Here is a 26509-nt window from a genome sequence, read left to right as displayed (position 1 = left end):
GGACAATGCTCCCTTCCACTGCCCCCCACTCCCCCAGGATCACTCCGATGCTCCGAAGCCTTTCCTTCGTCGCCCTGCTGGGCGTCTGTCTTCCCTTCTACGCCTGGGCCGACGAGGCCGAGACTTCCGAAGCCAAGACCGTGGTGGCCCAGAAACCGGCCGAAGAAGAGCAAGCAGAGGAGATGACCGAGGAAGAAGCCGAGGCTTCCGCCGAGAAGGCCCGCGCGGTGCTGATGGCCGCGGCGAAGCACGTCAGCCAGCAGCCGTCGGCGTCGGTCACGATGGAGTACACCGTCAGTTTCAAGATGGGCGAGAGAGGGGGAGAGCAAGCGACCAAGTACCTAGTCGCGCTCGCCGGCCCCAACCGGTTCTCGGTTGTCGATCCAGACGGGCCGTTCTTTATCAAGAGCGACGGCGACGACATGATGACGCGGTTCCAAGACAAGTTCGTGGTGGAGGCCGCGCCCAAGAGCATCGCCGAGGCGCTACAGAACCGCGTGCTCGGGATGCTGGCCAACGGCGACGCGAGCACTGCGCTCAACCTGGTGTCGCCCGAATCGGCAAAGCCGCTGCTCGCCGCGGCAGACCTAGCCTACGAGGGACAGCAAGAGCTGGACGGCGAGAAGGTAGACGTCGTTTCTGCAGACTTCCGCGGCCGGCCCTGGAAGCTGTTCGTCACCACGGGCGACTCCCCCACCCTGGTGCGGGCAGAGCCCGACATGAGCAAGCGGATCTCGCCGCAGCAGCGCAAGGCGGGCCTTGAAGTAACCGCCGGGCTGAACTTCAGCGACTGGCAGTTCGACGCGCCCGCGACCTCGCAGGCGTTTGTGCTGAGCATCCCGAAGAAGGCCGAGTTTGTTGAGTCGCTCTTCGGCGGCGGCGACGAGCCCCACCCGCTGTTGGGCGAGCAGGCGCCGACCTTCACGCTGGCGACCGACGGCGGCGAGGACGTCGACCTGGCCGATCTGGTGGGTGAGAAGATCATCATCCTCGACTTCTGGGCCACCTGGTGCGGCCCCTGCGTGCGGGCGTTCCCGGCGCTGACGACGGTTGCGGACGACTTCGCCGACAAGGGCGTGGTGTTCTACGCGGTCAACCAGCGCGAAGACGAAGAGAAGGTCGCCGCGTTCCTCGAGGACAAGGACTACTCACTGAACGTGCTGTACGACGTCGAGGGCGAGGTCGGCTCGGAGTTCGGCGTGAGCGGCATCCCCCAGTCGGTGGTCATCGGCAAGGACGGCAAGGTGCAGGTGGTGCACGTCGGCTTCTCGCCCGACCTGGAGAAGAAGCTCACCAAGGAGCTCAACGCGCTGGTCGAAGGGAAAGACCTGGCCGCCGAGGCCGTCATCGAGCGTCAGCGGATCGAGGCGGAGCGCGCGGAGCGGCTGGCAGAGCTCGAGGCCAGGTTCGCCAAGAAGCGGGCCGCCGCGCCGGTCGGCAGCTAGGCGCCGGCTGTGGCGGCTTGTCGGGACGAGATTTGAATCGCACGGCGCAGGAAGCGATAATTGCGGTATAACCGCGGCGCGAACCTCGCCGGCCGCGCGCCTATCCGCCACAAGCAACCTCACGACCGCTATGGACCGAGAGACTTTGAATCAAGCGATTGCTGAAGGCCCTATCGTTATCGGGATGAACGACGGTAAACAATTTACCGTCGCCAGCCGCGAGATGATAATCGTCGACGACATCGCTGCTTATGTTCTCTGCCGCGAGGCCGATGGAAAGCTGCGGGCGAAGATCCTCGCGCTGGTCTGCATGTGCAGCATCGAGCCGGTCGCGGCCTAGCGCTTCGCTGGAAGCTCAATCGAAGTTTGGCGCTTCCGGCGGCGCCGTTGTGTTTTGGATTTCACCGAGCAGGCCCCGATGCCCCTTCGCAGCTTCCCCCGGTTATGGATGGCTATCCTTCCGTTGTTCACGTCGCCGGCCCTGGCCGTTGAGTACCCAGAGACGGCCCGCGAGCAAGTTGTCGATAAGTACCAGTCGGCAGGGGGCAAGACGCTTGAAGTAGCCGACCCGTATCGCTGGCTTGAGGCCGACGTGCGCGAGTCGGAGCGGGTCGCCGAGTGGGTGGCCCAGCAGCAAGCGGTGACCGACGCCTACCTGCGGTCGCTCCCCTCGCGGGGCGAGTGGGTCGAGCGGCTCACCAAGCTGTGGAACTTCCAACGCCGGGGGGCGCCGCAGCGGCTGGGGAGGCCCGGCGCCAGCCCCCTGCGGTACACCTACGCGCAGAACGACGGGCTGCAGAACCAATCGGTTCTCTACCTGACCGACCGCTTCAACGGCGACGGCCGGGTGCTGATCGACCCGAACCAGTGGAGCGAAGACGGCACCGTGGCGCTGGCGGGCTACTCGCCCAGCAACGACGGCCGGCTGCTGGCCTACCAGCGCAGCGAGGCCGGCAGCGACTGGCGGGTGATCCGCGTCCTCGAGGTCGACTCGGGCAAAGAGCTTGAGGACGAGCTGCGGTGGGTCAAGTTCGGCGGCGTGCAGTGGACCCCGGACGGCGCCGGCTTTTACTACAGCCGGTACCCCGAGCCCGAGGCGGGCGAGGCGTACCAGGCTTCGGCGCTCAATCGCAAACTCTGCTTCCACAAGCTGGGCGACCCCCAGTCGAAGGACGTCGTCGTCTTTGAGAACCCAGACCACCCCGACTGGTCCGCCGGCGCGTGGCTGACCGAGGACGGCCGCTGGCTGCTGGTGAGCGAGAGCAAGGGGACCGACCACCAGAACCGCCTGTACGCACGCCGTGCAGACGCCCCGCTAGGCGACGGGCCGCTGGGGGACGATCCCAGCTCCGGCTGGACCGCGTTGGTCGAGGACTTCGACAACGCGTTCGACCCGTTCGCGTCGGTCGGAGACAAGCTGTTCTTGCTAACCGACCAAGACGCCCCGCAGCGACGCGTCGCGGCGTTCGATCTGTCGAAGGCCGGCGAAGCAGACTTCCGAGAGGCGCTGGTAGAGGTGGTCCCCGAACGCGAGGCCACGCTCGAAGGCGCCTCGCTGATCGGCGGCGAGGTCTTCGCCAGCTACCTGGAAGACGTGGCGTCGGTGGTGCGGCGCTACTCGCCGGACGGCGGACTGTTGGGGGAAGTCAAGCTCCCCGGCGTCGGCAGCGCCATGGGCTTCGGCGGCTGGCAGGACGCCAAGGAAACCTTCTACACCTACACCAGCTACGCCGCCCCGCCGACGACCTACCGCTACGACATCGACGCCCAGGTATCAGAGAAGCTGTTCGAGCCCAACGTGGGCGTTGACTTCTCCAAGTACACGGTCCGCCGAGAGTTCTACACGTCCAAAGACGGCGCCCGCATCCCTATCTTCTTGACGCACCGCAAAGACCTGCCGCTGGACGGCAAGAACCCCACGCTGCTGTACGGCTACGGGGGCTTCACTATCTCGATGACCCCCGGCTACTCCCCCAGCCGGATGGCGTGGGTGGAGCAGGGGGGCGTGCTCGCCGTGGCCAACCTGCGCGGCGGGGGCGAGTACGGCGAGCCGTGGCACGAGGCGGGCAAGCTCCGCAACAAGCAGAACGTGTTCGACGACTTCATCGCCGCGGCTCAGTGGCTTATCGACGAGAAGATCACCAGCCCGAAGCATCTGGGAATCCAGGGCGGAAGCAACGGCGGCCTGCTCGTGGGCGCCGTGATGACCCAACGCCCCGAGCTGTTCGGCGCGTGCCTGCCGGCGGTCGGCGTGATGGACATGATGCGGTTCCACACGTTCACGGCGGGGCAGTTCTGGCGCGACGAGTTCGGCTCGTCGGACGACCCCGAGATGGCCGAGTACCTGCTGGGCTACTCCCCCTACCACAACGTGCGTCCGGGGGTCGCCTACCCGCCTACGCTGGTCACCACCGCCGACACCGACGACCGCGTGGTGCCGATGCACAGCTTCAAGTTCGCCGCGGCGCTGCAGCACGCGCAGCAAACGTCAGATGCTGCAAATGGGGCCGCGGGCGACGCCCCGCTGCTGATCCGCATCGAGTCGCGGGCGGGGCACGGCGCGGGGACGCCGACCGCGAAGCTCATCGAGCAGGCCGCCGACCTGTGGGCCTTCTTGTGGGCGACGATCGGGCCGCGCGACGACTCGTAGGCCCGCATGTTTGGTTCGGATTGCCGCGCGCAGACGCGTGGCATCGGCGCCGTCGTACCCCGCGCGGCCCCGATCGTTTGACTTGAGCGACGATTGGTTCAGGATAGGAGATTGAACCAAGCCCGGCCCCGGACGCATCGTCGGGGCGCGTCACTCGAAGGGAACGCTCATGAAGTTTTTCGTTAGCCGGCTCGCCCTCATTGCGGGCGTCGCCGTCGCCGCGCTCGGATCGACGGAGTCCCCCGCGGCGGGCATCTTCGATTACAACCTCGTGTCGTTCGGCGACGTGAGCCTGACCAGCGAAGTCGAGGGCGCCAGCTTCATCGGCGGCGACCTGTTGGGCGGCTCGGCCAACTTTGGCATCGCACAGAACAACATCGTCGCCCTGCGGCTTGTCGGCGACATCGTAGGGTCGGCGCCCCGCAGCATCGGCAGCGGCAACGACGCTCAGGTGGGTGGCGACAACGCGGGGGGCGCCATCATCAACCTCAGCGGCGGCGTCTACTACTACGATAGCGCCGCGATCCCGGGGGTGGTTCAGGCCGGCACGGCGACCCCCGTGGCGGGTCTAAAGAACGACCTGCAGACGCTCGGGGGCGACCTGCTCAGCCAGGCGAACGCCGCCCAGGCCCTGCTGGGCGGACTACCGGCCACCGGCCCCAACCCCGCCATCGTGATGAACGGCAACCCGGTCTTCTCCGCCGTCCCCGCCGGCCCGAACAACGTCGCCGTTTTCTCGATCGACGACGCGCTGTTCGAGACCAACCTCGGTTCGATCGGGTTGAACTTCAACGGCGCCGACACCGTGGTGTTCAACGTCAGCGGGGCAGACATCAACTTGACCCAGGGCACGGGCAACTTTGTCGGCGGGTTCAACGACGCCAGCGCCGGCAAGATCTTGTTTAACTTCTACGAGGCGCAAACGATCACCATCAATCGGCAGTTCTACGGCGCCATCCTCTCGCCGGACGCCGACCTATCCGCCGTGGCCGGGGCCATCGACGGCAGCGTGATCGTCAGCTCGCTGAGCTCGAGCGTTGAGATCCACCTGCCGACCTTCTCCGGCAACGTGCCGGTCCCCGAGCCGTCGTCGCTGGCGCTGCTGGGGCTGGGCGGGCTGGCGGCGCTGTCGCGGCGCCCCAAGAAGTAGGCCGAACCGAGGGTCGCGGTGTTTCCTGCTACGCGGCGTCCCGCGGGCCGGAAAACGCGGCGCTCATACCGATCCCCACCAGCCCCACGCCGGCCAGCAGGGCGCACGCTCCCAGCACCCGCACCGCTACGAGCCCCACGCTCAGCGGCGCGCACAGCAGCAGCAGGCCCAGCGCCAGGTTGAGCACGGCGCCCAGCATCGCCCAGCGGGCGCCGGGGCGGCCCTGCAGCGGCCACAGCAGGGCCATCCGCACCGCCGCGGCCAGCACGATCACGCCCCCCGCAATCGCCATCAGCACGGTGGCCAGCGCGCCGCTGACCACCAGCGGGAACAGCAGCACGACCAGCCCCACCGCCAGCGTAAAGACCGCCCCGCCGCGTCCCAGGCGCCTGCCGGGGCCGAAGCTCTGCCACAGCGACAGCAGCCCTTGCAGGACCAGCAGCGCGCCGATGAGCTGCGTCACGGCCTCAACGGCCCGCTTCGGGTCGACCACCGCTAGCAGCCCGACCGCAACCAGCAGCAGCCCCTGCAGCAGCGGGAACTGCCACCCCACCGGCCGCACGGGGATGCCCGGCTCGTCGTCGCGGGGGTCGAGGTAGACTTCGGGCATCGCTTGGTTCTCCTACGCGGTCATCGAGCGCGGGGGCGGCTCTCGAACTCCGGGCAGCGCCCGCCAATCATTCGCTTCCCACCCCGATCATTTTCCGTACCGGCGCCCCTGGGCGCGACTATACTACGGCCTGTTTGCTGCAACTAGTCGGAGGCTTGTCGATGTTCCCCCCCAGCGTTCGGGTCCGTTGCGTCTTCGTTGGCCTTGTGGTGGGGGCGTGCCTCGCCGGGGCGCTTCCCGGCGCCGCTAGCGCCGCGATCGTCACCGTGGGCGCCGTGCCCAACGCCCCCAACCCCACCACGGGGGCGGTGGGAGGGCAGTTCATCGTCGGTCAGAACGCCTACGGGTCGGTCACGGCCACCGGCATGCCCATCAGCAGCGGCGGCCCCAGCGTCGGAACGGTCGGCGACGGCGTGAATGGGATCGGCGTAGTCAGCCTCAACGGCTTCGGCGCGGACTGGACCATCAGCGGCGCTACCTCCGACCTCGTGATCGGCGACGAGGGGACCGGGCAAGTCTCCCTCGCCAACGCCGCCCGCGTCATCGTCCCGGACGACACCGTGATAGGCGCCCAGCAGTTCTCCAACGGCCGGCTGACGGTAGCGGGCCTGGGGAGCCTCTACGACACCAACGACGACTTCTCCGTCGCCAACGCCGGCGCGGGGATCGTCGAGATCACCAGCGGCGGCGCCGTTGAATCCGACGCAGTTTTCGTCGGCGTTTCGGCCAGCAGCCAAGGCCGCATAACCATCAGCGACGACCTCTCGCGCTGGAACGCCACCTCCACCGCCATCGGCGTCGCCGGCAACGGCCTGCTGGAGATCCTCAACGGCGGCCGTTTCAACGCGTCCGACGCGGTCGTCGGCTCAACCGGCACAGGCCTGGTCGACGTGGTTGGCATCGGCAGCCTCTGGGCGGTCAACGGCGGCGTCTCGGTGGGGTTCAGCGGCGATGGCACCATGCTGATCCGCTCCGGCGCCAGGACGACCGTCTCCGGGGTGGCGACCGTCGCCGCCAACGTCGGCTCCGTGGGCCAGCTCACGGTCGACGGCGTCGGCTCGCGGCTCGACATTACCGGCTCGCTGAGCACGGGGCAGGGGGACGCACAGGTGGCCATCTCCGGCGGCGGTGTCGTGACCATGACCGGCAGCCTGACGCTGGGCCCGACCGGACGCCTGACGCTCGACGGCGGACGCGTGGCGCCCAACGGCATGTCGATCACCGGCGTGGTGGAAGGCGCCGGGGTGGTCGACGCGGCCGCCGTGACCCTCAGCTCCGCGGGGCCGCGGGGCAGGGTACGCGTGGGCGACGGGGACCACCTTCTATTCACCGGCACCGTCAGCAACACCGGCTTCATCGACCTGGGCGGCGGTGAGATCGAGCTCGGCAGCACCCTGTCCAACTCTAGCGACATCAGCGCCCGCAACGGCGCCGTGCTGCGGCTGGGGGGCTCCGGCTTGGTCAACAACGCCAACTCACAGCTCGCCGTCACCAGCGGCGTGGTCGACGTCTTCGGCCTCGTCTCCAATAGCTTCGGCGCCGAGATCGCCGTGGTCGGGGGCTCGACCGCGGTCTTCCACGACGCGGTGACCAACAACGGCACGATCTTTGTCTCTGCGTCGAGCGAGATCGTGCTGCTGGAGAACCTCAGCTTCGTCCCCGGCGCCAGCTTCAATGTCGAGCTCGCCTCGATCGACCCGGCCGACGACCCCACCGAGGCGTTCGGGCTGGCCAGCGTCGGGGGCGCCGCTTCGCTGGGGGGCGGGCTTACGGTCTCGCTCGCCAGCGGCTTCACGCCCAGCCTCGGAGACTCGTACAAGGTGCTGCAGGCCAGCGGCGGCCGCTCGGGCGTGTTTGCAGCCGAGTCGCTCCCGGTACTCTCGGGGGGCCTGGCTTTTGACGTGCAGTACACCAGCGACTCGGTCATCCTGGCCGTCGTCGCCGCCGGCACTCCGGGCGACTACACGGGCGACGGCTTTGTCGACGCCGCCGACTACACCGTGTGGCGCGACAACCTGGGCGCCGCCGCGGGATCGCTCCCCAACGACCCCAACGGCGGCGTGATCGGCGTCGCGCAGTACAACACCTGGAAAGCGAACTTCGGCCTGCCGGCCCTCGGCGCCGCCGCGGGTCAAAGCGTCCCCGAACCGGCCGCGGCGTGGCTGCTGGTCGCCGCCGCCGCGGGAGCAGCACTCCGTCGCCGCCGCTAAGCGGCCGGGCAACTGCCCCCGGCGCCACCGTGCCGGAATACCTCGCACGCCGCGCGTCCGGCGAACAAGAGTGAATCGAATGAAGGCTTGTTTTTGGGTCGCTTCTTGCCTCGTGCTCTCGAATAGCGCCCTCGCGCTCGACCTGAGCATGCCGAGCATCTTCGCGGATCACATGGTCCTGCAACGCAATCAGCAGGCGCCGGTGTGGGGCACGGCCGACGCGGGCGCCGCCGTTGTCGTTGAGTTCGGGGCGCAGCAGAAGCACGCCGTCGCGGACGCGGACGGCCGGTGGCGGGTCGACCTCGATCCGCTGGAGGCTTCAAGCGAGGCGCGTGTCTTGAGGATCGCCGCCACGCTAGCAGACGATACCGCTGCGCGTGAGATTGCCGACGTCGTCGTGGGCGAGGTGTGGCTGTGTGGCGGTCAATCCAACATGTACCGACCGTTCAGGATGCTGGTCGGCCCGGCGGTGGACCCGGCGTACGAGCCGGTCGCCGAATACCTGCGCGACGAGGCCGCCAACGCGAACGACCCGCTCCTCCGCCAGTACCGTGTTGGGCCCGACTACAGCCCGCTCGAAGCGCGTACGCAGGGCCGGGGCAATTGGTCACGGGCCGCGCCCCGCGAGGTGAACGAGTTCTGCGGAACAGCTTACTTCTTTGGCCGCCAGTTGAGGCGAGAACTGGGCGTCCCCGTTGCGCTCATCAGCTGCAACCTGGGGGCGACCCGCATCGAACCATGGATGCCGCCCCAAGCGTTTGAGAGCGGCGAAGCGCTCAAACAAGAGTACCAGAGCAGCCTCGCGGCCTACCAAAACCGACTGGAGCAGTGGGACGACGACCGAGAACGCGCCAAGTATGCACGGGCATTGGAGGAGTGGAAGAAGGCAAGAGCCCAGGCGAGGCGGGCGCCGAAAGAGCCGCAGAAGCCCGAGCATCCATCGCGCGACAAACAGTTCTGCGGCACGCTTTACCACGGCATGGTGCGCCCCCTGATCCCCTACGCGGTCAAGGGCGCCATCTGGTATCAGGGGGAAAGCAACTCCGGGTACCTTCCAGAGCAGTACGGCAGGCGGATGGTCGCCCTGATTCAAGGCTGGCGGGCCGCCTGGGGACAGGAAGAGTTCTATTTCTACTGGTGCCAATTAGCAAGCTACAGGTCGGCCAACGACGACCCCGTGGGTGATGAAGATACCTGGGCGCTCGTGCAAGACGGGCAGCGCTACGCGCTGAAGCTGCCCGATACCGGCATGGCGGTGCTCAACGACATCGGCGAGGCGCGTGACGTCCATCCCAAGAACAAGGTGGATGCCGGCAAGCGGCTGGCGTTGTGGGCGCTCAAGCAGGCGTACGGCAGAGACATCGTCTGCAGCGGCCCCCTTTTCCGAGAGGCGAAAGCAAGCGGGAGCAGGGTCGTTGTCGCGTTTGACCACGCCGGCTCCGGCCTGATGGTGGGGCGCAAGCAACTGATGGCGCCCACCCAAGAGGTGGACGAACCGTTAAAGCGGTTCCAGATATGCGGTTCCGACGGCCGGTGGAGGTGGGCAGAAGCCCGGATCGTCGGAACGGATTCGGTAGAGGTTTGGCACGACGAAGTTCCACACCCCGTGGAGGTGCGGTACGCGTGGTCCTCCAACCCCGAGGGGGCCAACCTGTACAACAAAGAAGGTCTCCCCGCCTCGTTGTTCAAGACGACCAACCTGCGTCTCCAGGACGAAGCCCCGCGTCAAACGCCCTATCGCTAGCCCCCGGCGGTGGTTAGCCCCGCAACCACCCCTGCCATTGGATGGTCGAAACAAGCGCTCCTGCACGGCCCCGCTAGCCAAGCCAGCCGACGCGAGAGGCTGTGACGGATGCGCCGCCGGCGGTAAGTTGGGGGTTGAGCGCTATTCGCAGGGGCTGGCCGCCGCGAGAAACTTGGTGGAGCGCCCACGGCCAGCGGCCCCCGCTACCGAGAGAGAACTCCCCATGCAGCAGCTCACCCCCGCCGGACAACAGATCGTCCAAGACCTTTCTCAGCGTCACGGCTTCAGCCAAGACGCCGTCACCCACATGCTGTTCGCCGTGCTCAACGGCAACGGCGGCATGGCCCAGTTCAGCCACCCGGAGTTCGGCGGCTCGGGCCAATGGATGCAGGGGGGCATGCTGATGCTGGGAGACATGTTCAACCACAACCTCAAGGGCCGGGTCGACTCGCTCTGCTACGAGATCGCCGGCATCCTCGCCAACCAGCCCGGCCTGCTGCAATCGGGCAGCTTCCAGTCGCAGAGCCAGTCGGGGGGGGGCGGCCAGCGACAAACGGCCGGCGGTCATCCCGGCCAGTCGAGCCTGTTCGTGCCCGACCCCGAGGACAACTGGTGGCCGACCGACCTGGGCCCCCCCAGCGCCACCGGCTCGCAGAACAACGTGCGCTACGCCTACTTTTCGGGCGCGCGTCGGCTGGCCGTCAAGACCGGCGGCAGCGTCTGGGTGTACGACACCCTCGACCACCAGATCGGCGGCTTCAGCCAGCAGCAGGGGATGGGGAGCTCCATCATCTTCAGCAGCCAGTACGGCACCGTGAGCCTGTCGAGCCTGCCGGTGGTGTCGCGCGACGGACGCCCCGCCGCGCCCAGCCCGGTGGCGCCCGCCGCGCCGCCGATGGCCCCCCCCGCCCCCCAGCCCAGTTTCGAACCCCCGGCGCCCCCGGCGCCAAGCGGCGGCGCCAACCAGCACGACGTGTTCGCCTCGCTCGAGCGGCTGGGCGATCTGAAGGCCAAGGGGATCGTCACCGACGAAGAGTTCGCCGCGAAGAAGGCAGAGCTGCTCGGCCGGCTGTGAGAGCCAATGTAGCCCCAATGTAGCCCGCTCACTCCGTGAGCGGATCATCTCACGGAGTGAGATGTCTACATTGGTTTCGAGTAGTGCCGGTACTCGTGAGGCAGAAGCTTCGCTCGTGGACCGTTTTCGGCGATGTACTTGCGCAGGTAAACGAACTGTTCTGCCGAACGCACCAAATGGTCGAATCCGTCGTCCTGCCAGAATCGGCCCTCTTGCACCAAGTGGCGATTGATTTCTTTCGCCGTGAAGCGTTTCCAGGACTTGCACTGCCGCAGCATGCGGTCGTCGTTCGGGAATGCGACAAGCACGTGGACGTGATTGGGCATGACCACGAAGTCCGTCCGCTCATAGCGGTCGCCGTCAAAGTGCATCAGGCTGTCCGCCACGATGGCGGACATTTCCGGCCGCCGCAGCACGCAAGCCCCGTAGCACGCATCAAGGTGCTCATTCCAGCGATTGGACGAGTCGATCTCAGACGCTTTGCCGGTGTGATCCCGACGCTGCAGCAGCCAGGGCTGGAGGACGCTTTCCGGGATCGAGTCCCAGGTCCGCCAGGTTAGAAAAGTGACGACGCCGGCCTGCGACCAATGCGGCAATCTGCGCTGAACTACCTCGAAGTCCTCCCGGGGGTCGAACACCTTAAGCCGAAAGCCCCGTGGTTCTTCCATGAAGCTAGTGTAATTCACTCACCCGCCGAGCGAAAACATTTCAGCGTAACCCAAGGTAACCCGCTCACTGCTTGAGCGGCGTCATCTCACGGAGTGGGATGTCTGCTGTAGACCGCTCATTCCGTAATCGCACGCGGCAGTGCGTATCGAGACGTGCACACGAAGAGTGTTGCGTTCTTCCCGCCTAGCGCGACCTATTCGCGACGAAGGCCAGCAGATCGTCCGCCGGGATCTCCCACAGCAACCCTTCGATCTCGACTTTCTGCCCCGCTTGGATGATGCAGTAGCACTCGCTGCCAACGATGTCGCGGACAGGAAACCCGAGGCCCTCGAGCATCGCGATCGCTTTTTGCTCGCCGACGGTGGTTGGAATCAGACACCAATCGAGTGAATCGAGTGGCACAGAAAACTCGCTCAAGAGAGCGTCGCTGATGCCAAGGTAGAGTTTGGCCGGATCAGGCATTCCATCGACGAGCGAAGCGAAAGCCACCAGGTCGGGGCCGTCGAGGTCGCCGAAGAAGCAAACCTTGCCCTCGCCGAACGCGCTGCGCAGCCATTGTCGCCGCTGCCCTGTGGGGAGGCCGTAGCTGCCCAAGACAGCGACCGGCGATTCGCTGGCCTGGTGCTCGCGACGAGACATCAGACTGACTCGCTTGGTTGCATACAGGGCCGGACCCCGCTGTGGGTCCCACGCTGCTTCGTGCGACCGCAGGGGTGAGTCGTCTGCATAGAACTCCATGTCGCCACACTCGGTGACCCATCGGACGAGTTTGTCATGGAACGTCGTCATGCCTGCCTCAGTCTGGCAAAACAGGGACAGGTCACCGGCCCCCATTCTCGAGAATCGCGTAGCAAATAGCCACGCGCTGGGGGATAATCCGGGGCGGCTTCCGCTGCGCGCCCATGGGGGTCCATGACAGGCGTTTGCGGGGGGCGTACGCGCCGAGTGCGCGGGGGAGCCGCGTCGAGATCGGCGCGGGGTTTTGTCCCGGAGGTGTCCGCTGATGTCCGAACCGGGCAGGGTTTTGTCCGCTCAAGCACGCCGGGCGGGCTCCGCGGGGGTCGCGTCGCGACCGGCCGTGGCGCAAAACACCGCGTTTTTGAACCCGGTGGGGGTTTTGTCCGATTTTGGGGGGCGCAAAACACCCCGCGTGGCGCGGACAAAAGGACAAAAGTCGGACCGCGGCGCGGGACGGGGTTCGTCCCGCGCCCGTGGGCGGGGCTCAGCCCGCGGCGCGGAGCTGTGCGGCGGGCGCCGCGGTGTCGGCGGCTTCGGTGTGCAGCGGACGGATCGCGCCGCTGGGGGGCATGCGGCGTTCGCGGGCGAAGCCCCGGCCGCTGTCGTGGATGAACTGTTCGAACTCGCTGGCCGGGCCGGCAGGGAAACGCGTGGCGAGGGTCGTCATCCGCTGTTCCAGCGACAGCCCGCTGCGGTAGAGCACGCGGTAGGCCTCCTTGATTTGCTGCACCTCGGCGATGTCGAGCCCGGCGCGACGCAGGCCGACACGGTTCAGCCCCACCACCATGCCGGTGCCGCCGTCGATGGTGACGAACGGCGGGATGTCTTGGGGCACGCGGGCCAGCCCGCCCACCATGGCGATGCGTCCGATGCGGCAGTGCTGCTGCACGGCGGCGCCCCCGCCCAGGTAGGCGCGTTCGCCGACCCAGACGTGGCCGGCCAGCATGACGTTGTTGGTGAGCACCACGTTGTTGCTGAGCGTGCAGTCGTGGGCGACGTGCGAGCCGACCATCAGCAGGCACTCGTTGCCGATGCGGGTGGCGCCTTCGGCGTGCATAGCGCGGTGGATGGTGACGTTCTCGCGGATGACGTTGCGGTCGCCGATGACGACCGGGCCGAGGTGCTCAAGCTTGAGCAGGTGTTGGGGGACGCCGCCGATGACGGCGCCCTCTTCGACCACGTTGTTCTGGCCCATGGTGACGCCCGACTTGATCGACACCCGGGCGGCGATGGTGCAGCCGGCGCCGACCACGACCCCTGCTTCGATGTTGCAGAAGGGTCCGACCTCGGCGTCCGCGGCGACTTGGGCGGAGGGGTGAACCAGAGCGAGCGGATGAATGGCCACGGGCGGGCTTCCCTGCTGGGTGGCGCCGTGCGTCGCAGCAGCCCGCTGGAGCAAGCGGGAGATGGCTGTGCGCGCACGGGGTCACGTCTACCTACGGGGTATCGGCGCCGCGGAGGGTAGCGATTAAGCAAGTTGAATGGAATTTCGGATTTGTGCCGGTCGGGGAGGGCGGCTGTTGCTAGCGTCCCAAAGCCCTAGAATTGGCTGTGCCCCGGGAGACGTTTCGCCCGGCGCCCAAACTTTCCTCAACGCCCACCTTTCACCTAGTTTCGCAGGTTTTCCCAATGCCCGACGCGAATCAACTTTACGACGAGGCCGAGAAGCTCAAGCAAGCCGGCGACCTAGAGGCTGCGCTGGCGAAGCTCGAGGAATCGATCGCCGCCGACCCGAAGTACGCACTGGCCCACTCGGCCGCGGCGGTAGTGCTGCAGAAGCTGGGCCGGCACGACGAGGCGATCCGCCACGCCCAGCAGACGGCGGAGCTGGAGCCGTCGGACCCGTTCAGCTACACGGCGCTGAGCGTCACGTACCAGCGGGCCTACGCGGGCACCGGCGACACCAGCTACATCCGGATGGCGGAAGACGCCATGGAGCGTAGCCGGCAGCTACAGATGGGGGGCTAGCAACGCAGGCGAGCCGGTGGCGTGGGCCACCGGAGCGCCTATAGCAGGGAATAGAGGATGACGAAACGGGGCGGTCCCCCCGAGGAAGCCTCCTGCGGGGGGAGAGCTCAGCGGGGGGCAACTCCGGCGGCTTACGCCGACGGCTCGCCACGGTTGGGTCGCCCGGGTGGGCCCTCTAGGTGGCGGGGCCCGAGAGCGATCCGCTGGCGGGTTCCGAGGCGCGGCGCTGGGCGCCGGTGGCGCGCTTTTGGACGTCCGTCTCTAGCACGCCGAACACGCGTTCGTGGTTTTGTACGGACATTCCCAGGGCTTGAAGCATCCGCTTGGCGGTGAAGTAGTTGGTGACGATCCGCTGCTTGACCTGCACGGGCTCGGTCGGCACGCCGTAGGGCTGGCTGTTGAGGCCGAAGTCGAGGATCAGCTCCTCGGGGGTGCCGGTCACGCGGCAGAAGTTGGCGTAGGCGCAGAAGGCGTCCTTGTCCTCAACCTCAACGCGGTTGCCGCGTTGCTGGGCGCCCTGCTGGGCCGCTTGGTCGGGAGCAGCGGATTCGGGCTTGGTTTCTTTGGTAGGCGTGTCGGCCACGGCGGGTTCCCCAACTTGTTTTGGCTTGTTTCCATACGGCGGACGACCGCCTCGCTGCCGCTCAATGTAAGGCGCCTTTTGTGGAGAAACCATCCCCGATGCAGAGGCTTCCCGCCCTACGCTTCCTCCGCTTCGTCGGGCAATTCCCGCCCCTCGGGCCAGATGCGAAGCACCACGCTTACCGCGTCGGTGCGGGGGGTCGTGTACTCGGCGGCCTTGCGGAGCTCCTTGCCGGTGAGCAGCCCCAGGTGCCGGGCTTCGCCCCGTTCGTCGGCCCACGAGCGGCCCTTGATCAGCAGGAGCTGGTCGAACGAATCCCAGTGCGGCGCAAGCAGAGTGAGCAGCTTGCTCAGCGGCGCCACGGCGCGGGCGACCAGCGTGTCGTACGTAGAGACCTCCAGCACCTCCTGCACACGGGCCGCGAACACCCGCGCCGGCAGCCCCAACTCTGCGGTGATCGCCTCGAGCACCTTCGACTTTTTTTGCACCGAATCGCAGACGCTCAGCCGCAGGTCGGGGCGGACAATCGCCAGCACCAACCCGGGCACCCCTCCGCCGGAGCCGACGTCCAACACCCGCGCACGGTTGGGGATCAGCTTGGAGAGCTCAAGCGTGTCGACAATATCGCGGCTGGCGAACTTCTCGAGCGTGGTGTGACGTGTGAGGTTGAGCTTGGTGTTCCAGTCCCAGAGGAGGGTGCGGTAGGCGTCGAGCCGCTCGATCTTGTCGGCAGGGAGCTCGATGCCGCACAACCCAAGGGCCTCGGCCAGCGTGTCGGGCTCGGCAGTCAACGTAGGTCTCGGGGCGGGGTGAAGTGGATGGGGCTACGCAGTATCCTCGAATGCGCCCCGCGCTCCTAGCGGGCAAGACGCCCCACGTATGTACCGATGCTCCAACGCCGCCTACCAAGCTAACCCCGTGTTTGGACTACTGAACCTCAACAAACCGGCCGGCTGGACCTCGCGCGATGTGGTCAACCGCGTCGAGCGGCTGGTGGGACCCGCCCGGGCCGGGCACGCCGGAACGCTCGACCCGCTCGCCACCGGGGTGCTGGTGGTGTGTGTGGGGACGGCGACCCGGCTGATCCAGCACGTCCAGCGGCTGCCGAAGCGGTACGTGGCTACGTTCTTGCTGGGGCGCCGCAGCCCCAGCGACGACGTCGAGCTGGAGCCCGAGATCATCGCGGACGCGCCGCGCCCGTCGATCGAGGAGATCGAACAAGCGATCCCCGGCTTCATCGGCGACTTGAATCAAACGCCGCCGATTTACTCGGCGATCAAGGTAGCGGGCCAGACCTCCTACAACCTGGCCCGCCAAGGGGAGTCGTTCTCGCTCCCCCCCCGCCCCGTCACGGTCTACCAGTTGTCGGTAATCCGCTACGACTACCCCGAGCTGGTGCTGGACATCCATTGCGGAAGCGGCTTCTACGTGCGGGCGCTCGGACGCGACCTGGCCGCGTCGCTGGGCACGGGGGCGGTGATGAGCGGGCTGGTGCGGACCGCCATCGGCCAGCTCCGGGTCGAACAGGCGGTCGCCGCGGAAGCGCTGCTTGAGACGCCGATCGCGGAGCGGCTGATCTCGCCGCGGCTGTTGTTCAAGGACGAGGAGTGCTTGTTCTGCAATGAAGCAGAGCTGGAAGAGCTGCGTTTTGGCCGGCCCGTGACCGGCGACTGCCCGGGCCCCGGCGACGGGCCGTGGGGGGTGATCGGCCCCGATGGCCGCTTGGCGGCGATGGTGCGTTTGAAGCCCGACGGGAAGCTGTGGCCCAAGCACGTGTTTGAGCACGCCCACTGTTGAGGGCTGGTGGCATTGGACCGGCTGTGCGGCTTTCGATCTCTGCTCCGGTGCTAGCGCCGTGGTTGCCGAACCTCATCCGGTGAGCTAGCAGGGGCCGAACCAGTTCGATAGCGGATGCTCCGCGCGCCATCTCCCACGTACGTGCCGAAGATGCCCGATCTCCGTACCGCTAAATTCGATCTGCTCGCGATCGCCCTAGCGGCGTTGTCGTTGTTTGTGTGCGTGTCGCTAGGCACGTACGACCGCTACGACCCCCCCAGCACGCTCGCCTGGCCCTCGCCCACCGAGGTGCAGAACGCGGGGGGCCGCGTGGGCGCCATGGCGGCGCACGGGATGTTCAGCATGCTGGGTGTCGGCGCGTACTTTGCGGCGGTCTCGCTGTTGGGGGTCACCGGGCTCGTGATCGCCAGGCGCCCCATCGATCAGCCGGCGGTTCGCGCGTTCGGCTGGGGATTGTCGATGCTCGGCGGCTGCACGTTGGCCTCGATCGCCTTCTCGGGATGGTCGCCGGGGCCGGTTGTCGGCGCCGGCGGGTTCCTGGGAGCGATGGGGCGGGCGTGGCTGGAGTCGAACTTCGCGGCGACCGGCGCGGTGATCTTCGCGCTGAGCGTGCTGGCGGCCGGGCTACTGCTGTGCACCGACTACTTTGTGTTCCGCGCGGCGGCGGTCGCCACCGCGGCGGCGACGGCCGTCTCCACGCAGGGGCTGGCCCGCGTGGGCGCTATCGGCGGCGCCGCTGCCCGTCGCTTGAGCTACAAGCGGACCGATCTGGACGGCTACCATTCGGCGGCGAAGGGCGATGAAGAGGACGAAGAGGAAGAGCTTGATGAAGAAGCCGACGCCGAGGAAGAAGATGACGACGAGTCCGAGTATGAGGAAGAAGATGAAGATGAAGAGGACGAGGACGAGGAGGATGGCGAGATCGCCATTAGTGTAAAGACGCCGACTTCGACCGCCCCCGCCGCTGCGGCCGCCGAGGCCGTCGCGGTGGCCGGCGCCAGCGCCGCATCGTTGCGGGAGAAACTGACCTCGGCCCTGCGAGTGAAGAACCCCAACGACAAGAAGAAATCCGAGCGGGAGGAGATCATCGATCAGCTCGACGCCGCCGATCAGGACGGCGCCCTCGACATGGATTACGAGCTGCCGCCCCTCGACCTGCTGCTGCCGGCCGACGACGTCTGCTACGACGAGCACGAAAAGGAGGTCCGCCGCAAGGCGAAGGTGCTGGAGAAGACGTTCAAGAGCTTCGGGTTCAATGTGAAGGTGGTTGAGATCGAGACCGGCCCGGTCATCGCCCAGTATGAGGTAGAGCTCGAGGCGGGCCTGCGGCTGTCGAAGATCACCGGGCTTTCGGACGACCTGGCGATTGCGCTGCGGGTCCCAAGCGTGCGCATCGTCGCGCCGATCCCCGGCAAGAACACCGTCGGCATCGAGGTCCCCAACGAGCACCGCCAGCTCGTGCGGCTGCGCGAGGTGATCGAAGAGACCGATGGACGCGCCAAGCGGATGAAGATCCCCATCTACCTGGGCAAGGACGTTGCCGGCAACCCGATGGTAGTCGACTTGGCGGCGCTGCCCCACCTGCTGATCGCGGGGCGGACCGGCACCGGTAAGTCGGTCTGCTTAAACACCATTATCCTGTCGATCCTCATGAGCCGCACCCCCGACGAGGTGCGGATGCTGATGATCGATCCGAAGATGGTCGAGCTCTCTGGCTACCGCAAGCTGCCCCACCTGATGCACCCGGTGGTGACCGACATGAAGAAGGCCGAGGCGATCTTGGCCTGGGGTGTCGACAAGATGGAGGAGCGTTACGCCCTGCTGGCCCGGGCCGGCGTGCGGCACATTAGCGTCTACAACCAGCTCTCCGAGGAGGAGCTGCGCGAGCGCATCCAGCCCGAGGGCGAAGAAGAGTGGGGCCTGGTGCCGCGGTATCTGCCGTTCATCGTGATCGTGGCCGACGAGATCGCCGACCTGATGATGACCGCCGGCAAAGACGTCGAGCAGCACATCATCCGCTTGGCGCAGAAGAGCCGTGCGGTCGGTATCCACCTGATCCTCGCCACGCAGAAGCCGACGGTCGACGTCATCACCGGCCTGATCAAGAGCAACCTGCCGGCGCGGATCGCGTTCCAGGTCGCGAGCCGCACCGACAGCCGCGTGGTGCTCGACGAGATGGGCGCCGACAAGCTGCTGGGCAACGGCGACATGCTGTTCCTTTCTCCAGGCACCAGCATGCTGTTGCGTGGGCAGGGGACCTACCTTTCCGACGATGAGATCACCAAGGTGGTCGACTTCGTCGGAGTCGGGACAGACGACCAGCGGTTCGCCAGCGAGCTGATGCAGCTCAAGACCAAGGAAGAAGAAGAGGAAGAAGGGCAGGGCATCCCCGGGGGCTTCAAGAAGCGCGACGAGCTGTACGAGGCCGCCGTCGATATCGTGGTGCGCGAGGGCCGGGGGAGCGTATCGCTGCTGCAGCGTTGCCTGGGGATCGGCTATGGGCGTGCGGCGCGGCTGATCGACTTTATGGCCGAAGACAAGATCGTTGGGCAGTACAACGGCTCGCAGGCGCGTGAAGTAGCGATCTCAATCGAAGAATGGGAGGCGATGACGGCGGGATCAAGCGGCGAAGCGGCCGAGGCGCCGGCCGTAGCGTCGCCGCCACAGGCGATGGCGAAGCGGAACAAGATCGTCCCAGAGACCGAGCCTGCGGAGGAAGCCGACGACGAACTCGGCGAGGAGAGCGAAGACGAAGCCGATTGGGACGAGGAAGCGGAAGAGGACGAAGCCGAAGCAGAAGTAGAGGAAGAGGATTCCGACGAGTGGGAAGAAGAGGAAGAAGAGGAAGAAGCCGAGGTAGAAGAAGAGCCGTGGGAAGACGACGAGGAAGAAGAAGCGTGGGAGGATGATGACGAAGAAGACGACGAGGAGGAAGAGGACGACGAGGAACCGCTCGCTAACAGTGCGTGACCAAGGCGGTCTTTGAGCGGAGGGCGATACCCCTCCGAGAACTCCCGTGGACGATCTGTAGACAGGCAGGCGGTTCCGGCGGCGCTAGCCGCCGGAACCGCCGCGTTTTCTACTCTCCGTCTTCCTCGGGCGCCTGCCTCATCATGCTGTCGAGCATCGTGCCGATCAGGGCCGTGGTCTGTGCGTCCTTCGCCCCGCCCCCCTCGCCCCCGACGACCATTACGCGCGGCGTGACGCTGATCTGGTTCTCGCCCACGATCTTCAGCACCTCAACTAGGGCGGCGTTCCCCTTGCCAATCTGCTCGGCGATGAGCTGATAGGCGTTCGCCTGGGCTTCGGCCTTGATCTGCACGCTCTGGGCCTCGGCGCCCGCCTCGATGATCTTCCGCTCCTTCTCGGCCTCGGAGATCTGCACGCTGTAGCGGGCGGTCGCCAGCTTCTTTTCTTCCTCGGCTTCCTGTTCGGTGCGAGTCAGTTCCTTCTTTTGTTCGAAAGCGCGTTGCTGTTCCTGAAAGGTCTCCTGCTCTTGCAGAGCGATCTCGCGGTCGGTCTGCGTCTTAAGCAGCAGCCCGAGCGTCTCTTCATTTCCAACATCTCCGATCCGCACGGCCGTAACGGTGGCGCCGATCTTGGCCATTTCTTCCTGCAGCATCTTCAGCGATTGCGATTCTTGTAGCGAGCGTTGCTGGACGTAGTCGAGCGCCTTAACCCCTTCGGCGTTGTTGCGGAAAATCGCCCGCACCGCCGAGTTCATCACGCTCCGCAGCCCGACCTGGTCGTCGCTAACCGTCGCCACCAGCAGCGGAGCGTTGTCTGGCTCGATCTCGAACTCGACGCGGACGTCGACCGGGAAGGTGAACCCGTCGGACGTGCGGACGATGATCTCGCTCTCTTCGCGCTCGCCCGACTGCGCCACATTGGCGTCGGTGTAGCGCACCACCTGCTTCTGGGTGGAGACCATCGTGATCTCGTAGGCGTCGGTGTTCAGATAGTACTGCCCCGGCTTGAGCGGGTCGCGCCAGATGCCGCGCTCGCCGCGGGCCACGAGCCGCCCCAGCCGCCCTTCGGCTCGGCCGTCGCCGTCGACTGCGGCGGCGGGGCGCTCGCCGACGTTCGACTTTACGACGCCAACCGTCGCCTTCTTGATCGTCACAATCGGCGCCTCGGTTATCTGAAACAGCTTCGTGTTGACGCGGTAAGACCCGGGTTTGAGCACCGTGGTTTGTGGCCCCTTGTAGCCGCCCCCTTCGGTGAGAAAATACTCGGCGTCCTGGGCCATCTGACCCTCTTCCTCGACAACCCACTCCGGCGCGTAGGTCATGTCGGTGGGCAGCGGCTGGCCGTCGCGGGCGTTCAGCAGGCCAACGGTGCCAGCGGGAATCTGCACCACGTCGCCGTACTCGATGTCGTACACGCCCGGCCAGTACCAGGGGTGCCAGCCCGGGGGGAGCACGCTAGCCTGCGGGCCCTTCTCCCCATCGGTGGCGATGATCTTGCCCGGCGGGAGCTGGCTGAACCCGATCCGCTTGTTCACGAGCCCGACCTTGTCTTCGTCGACCACGCGGAACGAAGAGAGCACAAAGCCGAGCCCGAGCACGACGATCGCGACCGCAAGTCCAGCGATTCGCAGCTCGAACCGCTTCGATTGGGCAGCGCCGGCGACGATAAACACCGCCAGCGCGACGCCGATAAGCAGGAACATGCCAGACATGGGGAGATTCTTTGCGTTGGAGTTCGACGATCTTGTGGCAGGACGAACCCGCCCAGGGGCAAACCGGTCTTCCGGTAGCCTACCTTGATTCTAGGGCCTGCGGCGGCAACGCCCTTGCAAGCCATTCGCCCCACGGTCGAGAATCTTGCCGCCGCTACTGCGGGCGGGCCGTTCCCGCTGCCGGAAGTCGCTGGTAACGGTTATGGTAGTGGACTCGGAAAATCTAGTATTGAGGGCGGGATAGAGGGTCGCTCGGCGGGCGGCCGTCCGCCGCTCCAGGAGCCCGTATTCCGCCAGCCCCAGCCCCCAATTCCCGATGCGCAGCATTGAAATCTACGACACCACGCTCCGAGACGGCGCCCAGGGCGAGGGGGTCAATTTCTCCCTCGACGACAAGGTGGCCATCGCCCGCCGGCTGGACGCGTTTGGCATCGACTACATCGAGGGGGGGTACCCCCTATCGAACCCCAAGGATGCCGAGTTCTTTCAGCGGCTGGCGGAGCAACCCCTGAAGCACTCCAAGGTGTGCGCATTCGGCATGACCCGTCGGCGTGGGATGGAGTGCAAAGACGATCCTGGCATGAAGGCGTTGGTCGAGTCTCAAGCGGCGGTCGTCACCATCGTCGGCAAGACCAGCGACTTCCACGTCGCCGAGGTGTTGCGGGTTTCGAACGAAGAGAACCTGGCGATGATCCGCGACACGGTGGCCTACTTCGTCGGTCTGGGGCGTGAAGTGATTTACGACGCAGAACACTTCTTCGACGGGTGGAAGGCGAATCCGGAGTACGCGGCCCTAACCATCCAAGCGGCCGCCGAGGCGGGCGCCTTACGCGTAGTAATGTGCGACACCAACGGTGGGAGCATGCCCGAAGAGGTCGCCGAGCTGACCCGCGCCGCCGCCAAGACGATCGACGTCCCCCTCGGCATCCACACGCACAACGACTGCGAGCTGGCCATCGCCAACGCGCTGGCGTCTATCGACGCCGGCGCCGTTCAGGTGCAGGGGACCATCAACGGCTTGGGCGAGCGGTGCGGCAACGCCGACCTGATCAGTGTGATGGCCAACCTGGGCCTCAAGAAGCAGGGCTACCAGGTGCTCGGTGGCGCCGCGGCCGCACGGCTGACCGAGCTGTCGCGCTACGTCTACGAGGTGGGCAACATGCACTTCCGCAGTAACCAGCCCTTCGTCGGCGCCAGCGCGTTCGCCCACAAAGGGGGCATGCATGTCCATGCCATCAACCGCGTGGCCGAGAGCTACGAGCACATTCCCCCCGAGAGCGTCGGCAATACCCGCCGTGTGCTGGTGAGCGAGCTGTCGGGGCGAAGCAATATCATCGCTTTGGCGACGAAGATGAACCTGGCCGAAGACAAGACGCTGATGGACCGTGTGCTGCGCGACGTGGTCGACCGCGAGAACCGCGGCTATCAGTATGAAGCGGCCGAGGCGTCGTTCTCGCTCCTGGTGCAGAAGCTGGCGGGGTCGTACACGCCCCACTTCGAGCTAGAAAAGTTTCACACGATCGTTGAGAGCCGAGGCGCCGGCGCCGTGACCGAGGCGTCGGTAAAGCTTCGCATCGGCGAGCAAGTGCGCCACGAGGTCGCCGAGGGAGACGGCCCGGTGAATGCGCTCGACGCGGCGCTCCGCAAGGCGCTCGCCGACCACTTTCCGCAGCTCGCTCAGATGCACTTGGTGGACTACAAGGTGCGTGTGATCAACAGCGAAGCCGCCACCGCGGCCAGCGTCCGCGTGGTGATTGAAAGCCGCGACAGCGACGGCGAAGTCTGGGGGACCGTGGGGGTGGATGAGAACGTCATCCAGGCGAGCTGGGATGCGCTGGTGGATAGTATCGAGTACAAGCTGTGTAAGAGCTGATTAATGGTTTGAATCCTTTTCTCTGCGTCTCCGCGCCGCTGCGAGAGTCAAGTACGTCTCTCGCAGAGGCGCGGAGACGCAGGTTTTTTTGAGCAGAGTCTATGCCCACTACTGATTTTAAAGCGCTACCCGCACAGTACGACCATACCGCTGCGCAGACCAAGTGGTACGCGTTCTGGGAAGAGCGTGGGTACTTCCATCCCGACCCCAAATCGAAGAAGCCGCCGTTTTCGATTGTTATCCCGCCGCCCAACGTGACCGGGGCGCTCCACCTGGGGCATGCGCTCAACAACACGCTGCAAGACGTGCTGTGCCGCATGAAGCGGATGCAGGGGTTCAACGTCCTCTGGCAGCCGGGGACCGACCACGCCGGGATCGCCACGCAGGCCGTCGTCGAAAGGCGGCTGTTGGCAGAGGAAAAACTCAGCCGGCACGACTTGGGGCGGGAGGGGCTGGTAGAGCGGATCTGGAAGTGGAAAGAGCAGTACGAAGCGCGCATCATCGGGCAGCTCAAGCAGCTTGGCTGTTCCTGCGACTGGCAGCGGGTCCGCTTTACGCTGGATGACCAGTGCGCCCGCGCGGTCCGCGAGACCTTCTTTAAGCTGTTTGCGGACGGCAAGGTCTACCGCGGCAAGAGGCTGGTGAACTGGGACACGTTCTTGCAGACCGCGGTCAGCGACGACGAGGTGTTTCACGAAGAGACCAAGGGCTTCTTCTGGCGGTTCCGCTACCCGGTGATCGACGCCAAGCCGGGCGAGCCGACGCACGTCGAGATCGCTACCACGCGCCCAGAAACGATGTTGGGCGACACGGCGGTCGCGGTGCATCCCGACCCCGCGAAGGCGCTCGACGCGGTCGAGGCGGAGTTGAAGGAAAAGCTCGCCGCGGCGCCCGTTAAGGAGAAGGCGCCGATCGAAACGCATCTCAAGGCGATCGTCGATCGCCGCAAATCGCACCTGCCGTTGCTGCTGAAGCTGCGCGACATGGCCGCCCGCGGCGTGATGCTGGAGCTGCCCCTCACGGACCGCAAGATCCCGCTGATCCTGGACGAATGGGCCAAGCCGGAGCTCGGCTCCGGGTGCGTGAAGATTACACCCGCGCACGACCCGAACGACTACGAGGTCGGCCAGCGGCACGCCGCGATCGGCGCGGTGAACATCCTGCTTACCGACGGCACGCTCAACGACAGCGTTCCGGAGAAGTACCGCGGGCTGACGATGAAAGACGCCCGCAAGGCGGTCGTCGCCGACCTCGAAGCGCTCGGGCTGCACGACCCGGAGGCCGGCGTCGAAGACCGCTTGATTGACCTCGCCCACAGCGACCGCAGCAAGACGCCGATCGAGCCGTACTTGGCGGACCAGTGGTTCATCAAGATGGACGAGCTGGCCCAGTCCGCGATGGACGCGGTAACGGACGGGCGGGTGAAGATCACGCCGGAGCGTTACGGGAAGACCTATCTAGATTGGCTGAGCGAGAAACGCGACTGGCCGGTTGGTCGGCAGTTGTGGTGGGGGCACCGGATACCGGTGTGGAAGGTTTCTCGTGAAAGCTATTCTCTTGAATGGGAAGGGGTTGAACTAAATGTGCAGATGATCGGTGAGCGCCATCCGACGGTGCCGATTTCAATTCAAGTTGTTGGTGAGACGGCCCTTGTCGCGACAAGCGATGATTACCACAGCATTGAAGCGCGTAGTGTTACCAGTGCACTAGAAGAACTGGGATTCAATCGCGAAGACGACGTCCTCGACACCTGGTTCTCCTCCGCTCTCTGGCCCCACTCAACCCTCGGCTGGCCGGACGACACGCCGGAGCTCGAAGCCTTCTACCCCACCAGCGTGCTCATCACCTCGCGCGACATCATCACGCTGTGGGTGGCGCGGATGGTGTTGATGGGGCTCTACAACACCGGCAAGGTCCCCTTCCCGCAGGTCTACATCCACCCCAAGATCCTCGACGGCTTCGGCGAGACGATGTCCAAGTCGAAGGGCAACGGGGTCGACCCGCTCGACGTGATCGAGCGCTTCGGCGCCGATGCGCTGCGGTTCGGGCTGGCGTACTTGACTACCGAGACGCAGGACGTGCGTTTGCCGGTGGAGTTTGTCTGCCCCCACTGCGAGGCGGCGATCCCCCAGACCAAGAAGAACCGCGTGCTGCCCCGGGTTGAGTGCCCGAAGTGCCACGAGGAGTTCAGCACGCAGTGGGCAGAGAAGCCGGCCGACACCGCGCTGCCGCGGGGGGCCGTGACCAGCGAGCGGTTCGAGCTGGGCCGGAACTTCGCCACAAAGCTGTGGAACGCGAGCCGGTTCGCGCTGATCAACCTAGAAGGCTACAAGCCGGCGCCGGTGAAGCCGTTGGAGCTTCTGGTCGAGGACCGCTGGCTGCTGAGCCGGCTGGCGGCCGTCACCGGCGAAGTGAGCGAGGCGCTGGAAGCGTTCCGCTTCGCAGACGCGGCCCGGGCGCTGTACGACTTCGCCTGGAACGACTTCTGTAGTTTCTACCTGGAGATGACCAAGGCCAGGTTCGCAGACGACGCTCAAAAGCCGGTCGCCCAACGCGTATTGGCGCACACGCTCGACGCCCTGCTGCGGCTGCTGCACCCGATGATGCCGTTCCTGACCGAGGAGGTTTGGGGGCTGCTGGGCGAAGCCGCTCCGCTCCGGGGTTTAACTTCCCCGGCCCAAGCGGGTGAGTCGGTTTGTGTGGCCTCCTGGCCTACAGTCGACGCCGAGCACATCGACCCAACAATCGAGCAGCAATTCGCGGTGTTCCAGGCGGTCTTGGGCGCGGTGCGCGAGGCCCGGCAGGGGCAGAACATCCCCAACAAAGAGCCGGTGGAATTCGCGGTCCGCTGCGACGCCGCCTCCGCGAAGCTGCTTGAGCCGATGCAGCCCTATTTCACCCAGATGGCCCGGGCGACCGGCACGACGTTCGGCCCAGATGCCGAGGCGCCCAGCGTGTCGGCCAGCAAAACCCTCCCGGGGCTGGAGGTGTACGTCGATATCGCCCGGTTCATCGACGTCGGGGCCGAACGGGAGCGACTGGACAAAGAACAGCAGAAACTGGCCGGTTTTCTCAAGGGGATCGAGGCCAAACTGGCGAACGAGAAATTCGTCGCGGGCGCCCCCGCCGAGGTGGTCCAGCAGCAGCGCGATAAAATGGCCGAAGTCCGCGGGCAGCTAGATGCGATCGAGGCGGCACAAGCTAAGCTAAAGGGGTAGCGAAGATAACCACAGAGTCGCGGAGGGCACAGAGACAGACGGGAAGACCTCTCGCAGAGGCGCAGAGACGAAGCTGTGCGGAGGACGATTCCAGCGAT

19 protein-coding genes are annotated in these 26509 nt (G+C 66.1%); 12 read left to right on the top strand and 7 right to left on the bottom strand.

Annotation, left to right across the window (positions count from 1 at the left end; genetic code table 11):
- The first annotated feature begins 47 nt into the window (after positions 1 to 47).
- The 4 genes from Pla175_RS22090 to Pla175_RS22075 all read left to right on the top strand — a co-directional run bounded on the left by Pla175_RS22090 (position 48) and on the right by Pla175_RS22075 (position 5245).
- Positions 48 to 1445 carry a redoxin domain-containing protein gene (locus Pla175_RS22090; protein ID WP_197527066.1) on the top strand — a complete coding sequence of 466 codons (1398 nt, stop codon included), beginning with the start codon at positions 48 to 50 and terminating at the stop codon, positions 1443 to 1445.
- A 130-nt stretch (positions 1446 to 1575) separates the two neighbouring features.
- Positions 1576 to 1785: a hypothetical protein gene (locus Pla175_RS22085; RefSeq protein WP_145290795.1), complete on the top strand. Its 210-nt coding sequence runs from the start codon at positions 1576 to 1578 to the stop codon at positions 1783 to 1785.
- A 108-nt stretch (positions 1786 to 1893) separates the two neighbouring features.
- A complete protein-coding gene (locus tag Pla175_RS22080) occupies positions 1894 to 4095 on the top strand; it encodes a prolyl oligopeptidase family serine peptidase (protein ID WP_197527064.1) in 2202 nt (733 codons plus the stop codon).
- 169 nt (positions 4096 to 4264) lie between these two features.
- Positions 4265 to 5245, top strand: a complete 981-nt coding sequence (locus Pla175_RS22075; protein ID WP_145292258.1) for a collagen-binding domain-containing protein — start codon at positions 4265 to 4267, stop codon at positions 5243 to 5245.
- Positions 5246 to 5273: 28 nt separating this feature from the next.
- On the opposite strand, the gene Pla175_RS22070 is transcribed toward Pla175_RS22075, so the two are convergent.
- A complete protein-coding gene (locus tag Pla175_RS22070) occupies positions 5274 to 5855 on the bottom strand; it encodes a DUF308 domain-containing protein (RefSeq protein WP_145290789.1) in 582 nt (193 codons plus the stop codon).
- Positions 5856 to 6016: 161 nt separating this feature from the next.
- On the opposite strand from Pla175_RS22070, the gene Pla175_RS22065 reads away from it, so the two are divergent.
- The 3 genes from Pla175_RS22065 to Pla175_RS22055 all read left to right on the top strand — a co-directional run bounded on the left by Pla175_RS22065 (position 6017) and on the right by Pla175_RS22055 (position 10884).
- Positions 6017 to 8065, top strand: a complete 2049-nt coding sequence (locus Pla175_RS22065; RefSeq protein WP_145290786.1) for a beta strand repeat-containing protein — start codon at positions 6017 to 6019, stop codon at positions 8063 to 8065.
- Positions 8066 to 8144: 79 nt separating this feature from the next.
- Complete coding sequence (locus tag Pla175_RS22060) at positions 8145 to 9809, top strand: sialate O-acetylesterase (protein ID WP_197527063.1); 1665 nt, start codon at positions 8145 to 8147, stop codon at positions 9807 to 9809.
- A gap of 223 nt (positions 9810 to 10032) precedes the next feature.
- Positions 10033 to 10884, top strand: coding sequence for an SHOCT domain-containing protein (locus Pla175_RS22055; protein ID WP_145290783.1), 852 nt, complete (start codon positions 10033 to 10035; stop codon positions 10882 to 10884).
- A 65-nt stretch (positions 10885 to 10949) separates the two neighbouring features.
- Here Pla175_RS22055 and Pla175_RS22050 read toward each other — a convergent pair whose 3' ends face one another.
- The 3 genes from Pla175_RS22050 to lpxA form a co-directional block, all read right to left on the bottom strand.
- The gene (locus Pla175_RS22050) at positions 10950 to 11552 is read right to left on the bottom strand and encodes a transposase (RefSeq protein ID WP_145290779.1); all 603 of its coding nucleotides are present in this window, start codon (positions 11550 to 11552) and stop codon (positions 10950 to 10952) included.
- Between the two features lie 184 nt (positions 11553 to 11736).
- Positions 11737 to 12342, bottom strand: a complete 606-nt coding sequence (locus tag Pla175_RS22045; protein ID WP_145290776.1) for a hypothetical protein — start codon at positions 12340 to 12342, stop codon at positions 11737 to 11739.
- 433 nt (positions 12343 to 12775) lie between these two features.
- Positions 12776 to 13636, bottom strand: coding sequence for an acyl-ACP--UDP-N-acetylglucosamine O-acyltransferase (lpxA, locus tag Pla175_RS22040; protein ID WP_197527062.1), 861 nt, complete (start codon positions 13634 to 13636; stop codon positions 12776 to 12778).
- 284 nt (positions 13637 to 13920) lie between these two features.
- On the opposite strand from lpxA, the gene Pla175_RS22035 reads away from it, so the two are divergent.
- Positions 13921 to 14259 (top strand): tetratricopeptide repeat protein, encoded by a 339-nt coding sequence (locus Pla175_RS22035; protein WP_145290770.1) that lies wholly within the window; start codon positions 13921 to 13923, stop codon positions 14257 to 14259.
- Positions 14260 to 14434: 175 nt separating this feature from the next.
- Here Pla175_RS22035 and Pla175_RS22030 read toward each other — a convergent pair whose 3' ends face one another.
- Positions 14435 to 14842, bottom strand: a complete 408-nt coding sequence (locus tag Pla175_RS22030) for a DUF3467 domain-containing protein (RefSeq protein ID WP_231954013.1) — start codon at positions 14840 to 14842, stop codon at positions 14435 to 14437.
- Positions 14843 to 14958: 116 nt separating this feature from the next.
- Positions 14959 to 15633, bottom strand: a complete 675-nt coding sequence (gene rsmG, locus Pla175_RS22025) for a 16S rRNA (guanine(527)-N(7))-methyltransferase RsmG (protein ID WP_145290762.1) — start codon at positions 15631 to 15633, stop codon at positions 14959 to 14961.
- Positions 15634 to 15721: 88 nt separating this feature from the next.
- Here rsmG and truB point away from each other — a divergent pair, with 88 nt between their 5' ends.
- Positions 15722 to 16639: a tRNA pseudouridine(55) synthase TruB gene (gene truB / locus Pla175_RS22020; RefSeq protein ID WP_145290758.1), complete on the top strand. Its 918-nt coding sequence runs from the start codon at positions 15722 to 15724 to the stop codon at positions 16637 to 16639.
- Positions 16640 to 16789: 150 nt separating this feature from the next.
- Positions 16790 to 19609: a DNA translocase FtsK gene (locus Pla175_RS22015; protein ID WP_145290756.1), complete on the top strand. Its 2820-nt coding sequence runs from the start codon at positions 16790 to 16792 to the stop codon at positions 19607 to 19609.
- Between the two features lie 109 nt (positions 19610 to 19718).
- Here the strand turns inward: Pla175_RS22015 and Pla175_RS22010 are convergent, their stop codons facing one another.
- Complete coding sequence (locus tag Pla175_RS22010; protein ID WP_145290751.1) at positions 19719 to 21320, bottom strand: SPFH domain-containing protein; 1602 nt, start codon at positions 21318 to 21320, stop codon at positions 19719 to 19721.
- A 316-nt stretch (positions 21321 to 21636) separates the two neighbouring features.
- Between Pla175_RS22010 and cimA the strand changes: the two genes are divergently transcribed.
- Together cimA and Pla175_RS22000 are read left to right on the top strand one after the other, a co-directional pair.
- Positions 21637 to 23193: a citramalate synthase gene (cimA, locus tag Pla175_RS22005; RefSeq protein ID WP_145290748.1), complete on the top strand. Its 1557-nt coding sequence runs from the start codon at positions 21637 to 21639 to the stop codon at positions 23191 to 23193.
- Positions 23194 to 23294: 101 nt separating this feature from the next.
- Positions 23295 to 26411, top strand: a complete 3117-nt coding sequence (locus Pla175_RS22000; RefSeq protein WP_145290745.1) for a valine--tRNA ligase — start codon at positions 23295 to 23297, stop codon at positions 26409 to 26411.
- Positions 26412 to 26509: the final 98 nt, after the last annotated feature.

The sequence above is a fragment of the Pirellulimonas nuda genome (genome assembly GCF_007750855.1).
In the GTDB taxonomy this organism is placed as follows: Bacteria; Planctomycetota; Planctomycetia; order Pirellulales; family Lacipirellulaceae; genus Pirellulimonas; species Pirellulimonas nuda.
Note: the sequence above shows the minus strand (reverse complement) of the source record. Positions and strands in the feature narration are given on the sequence as shown.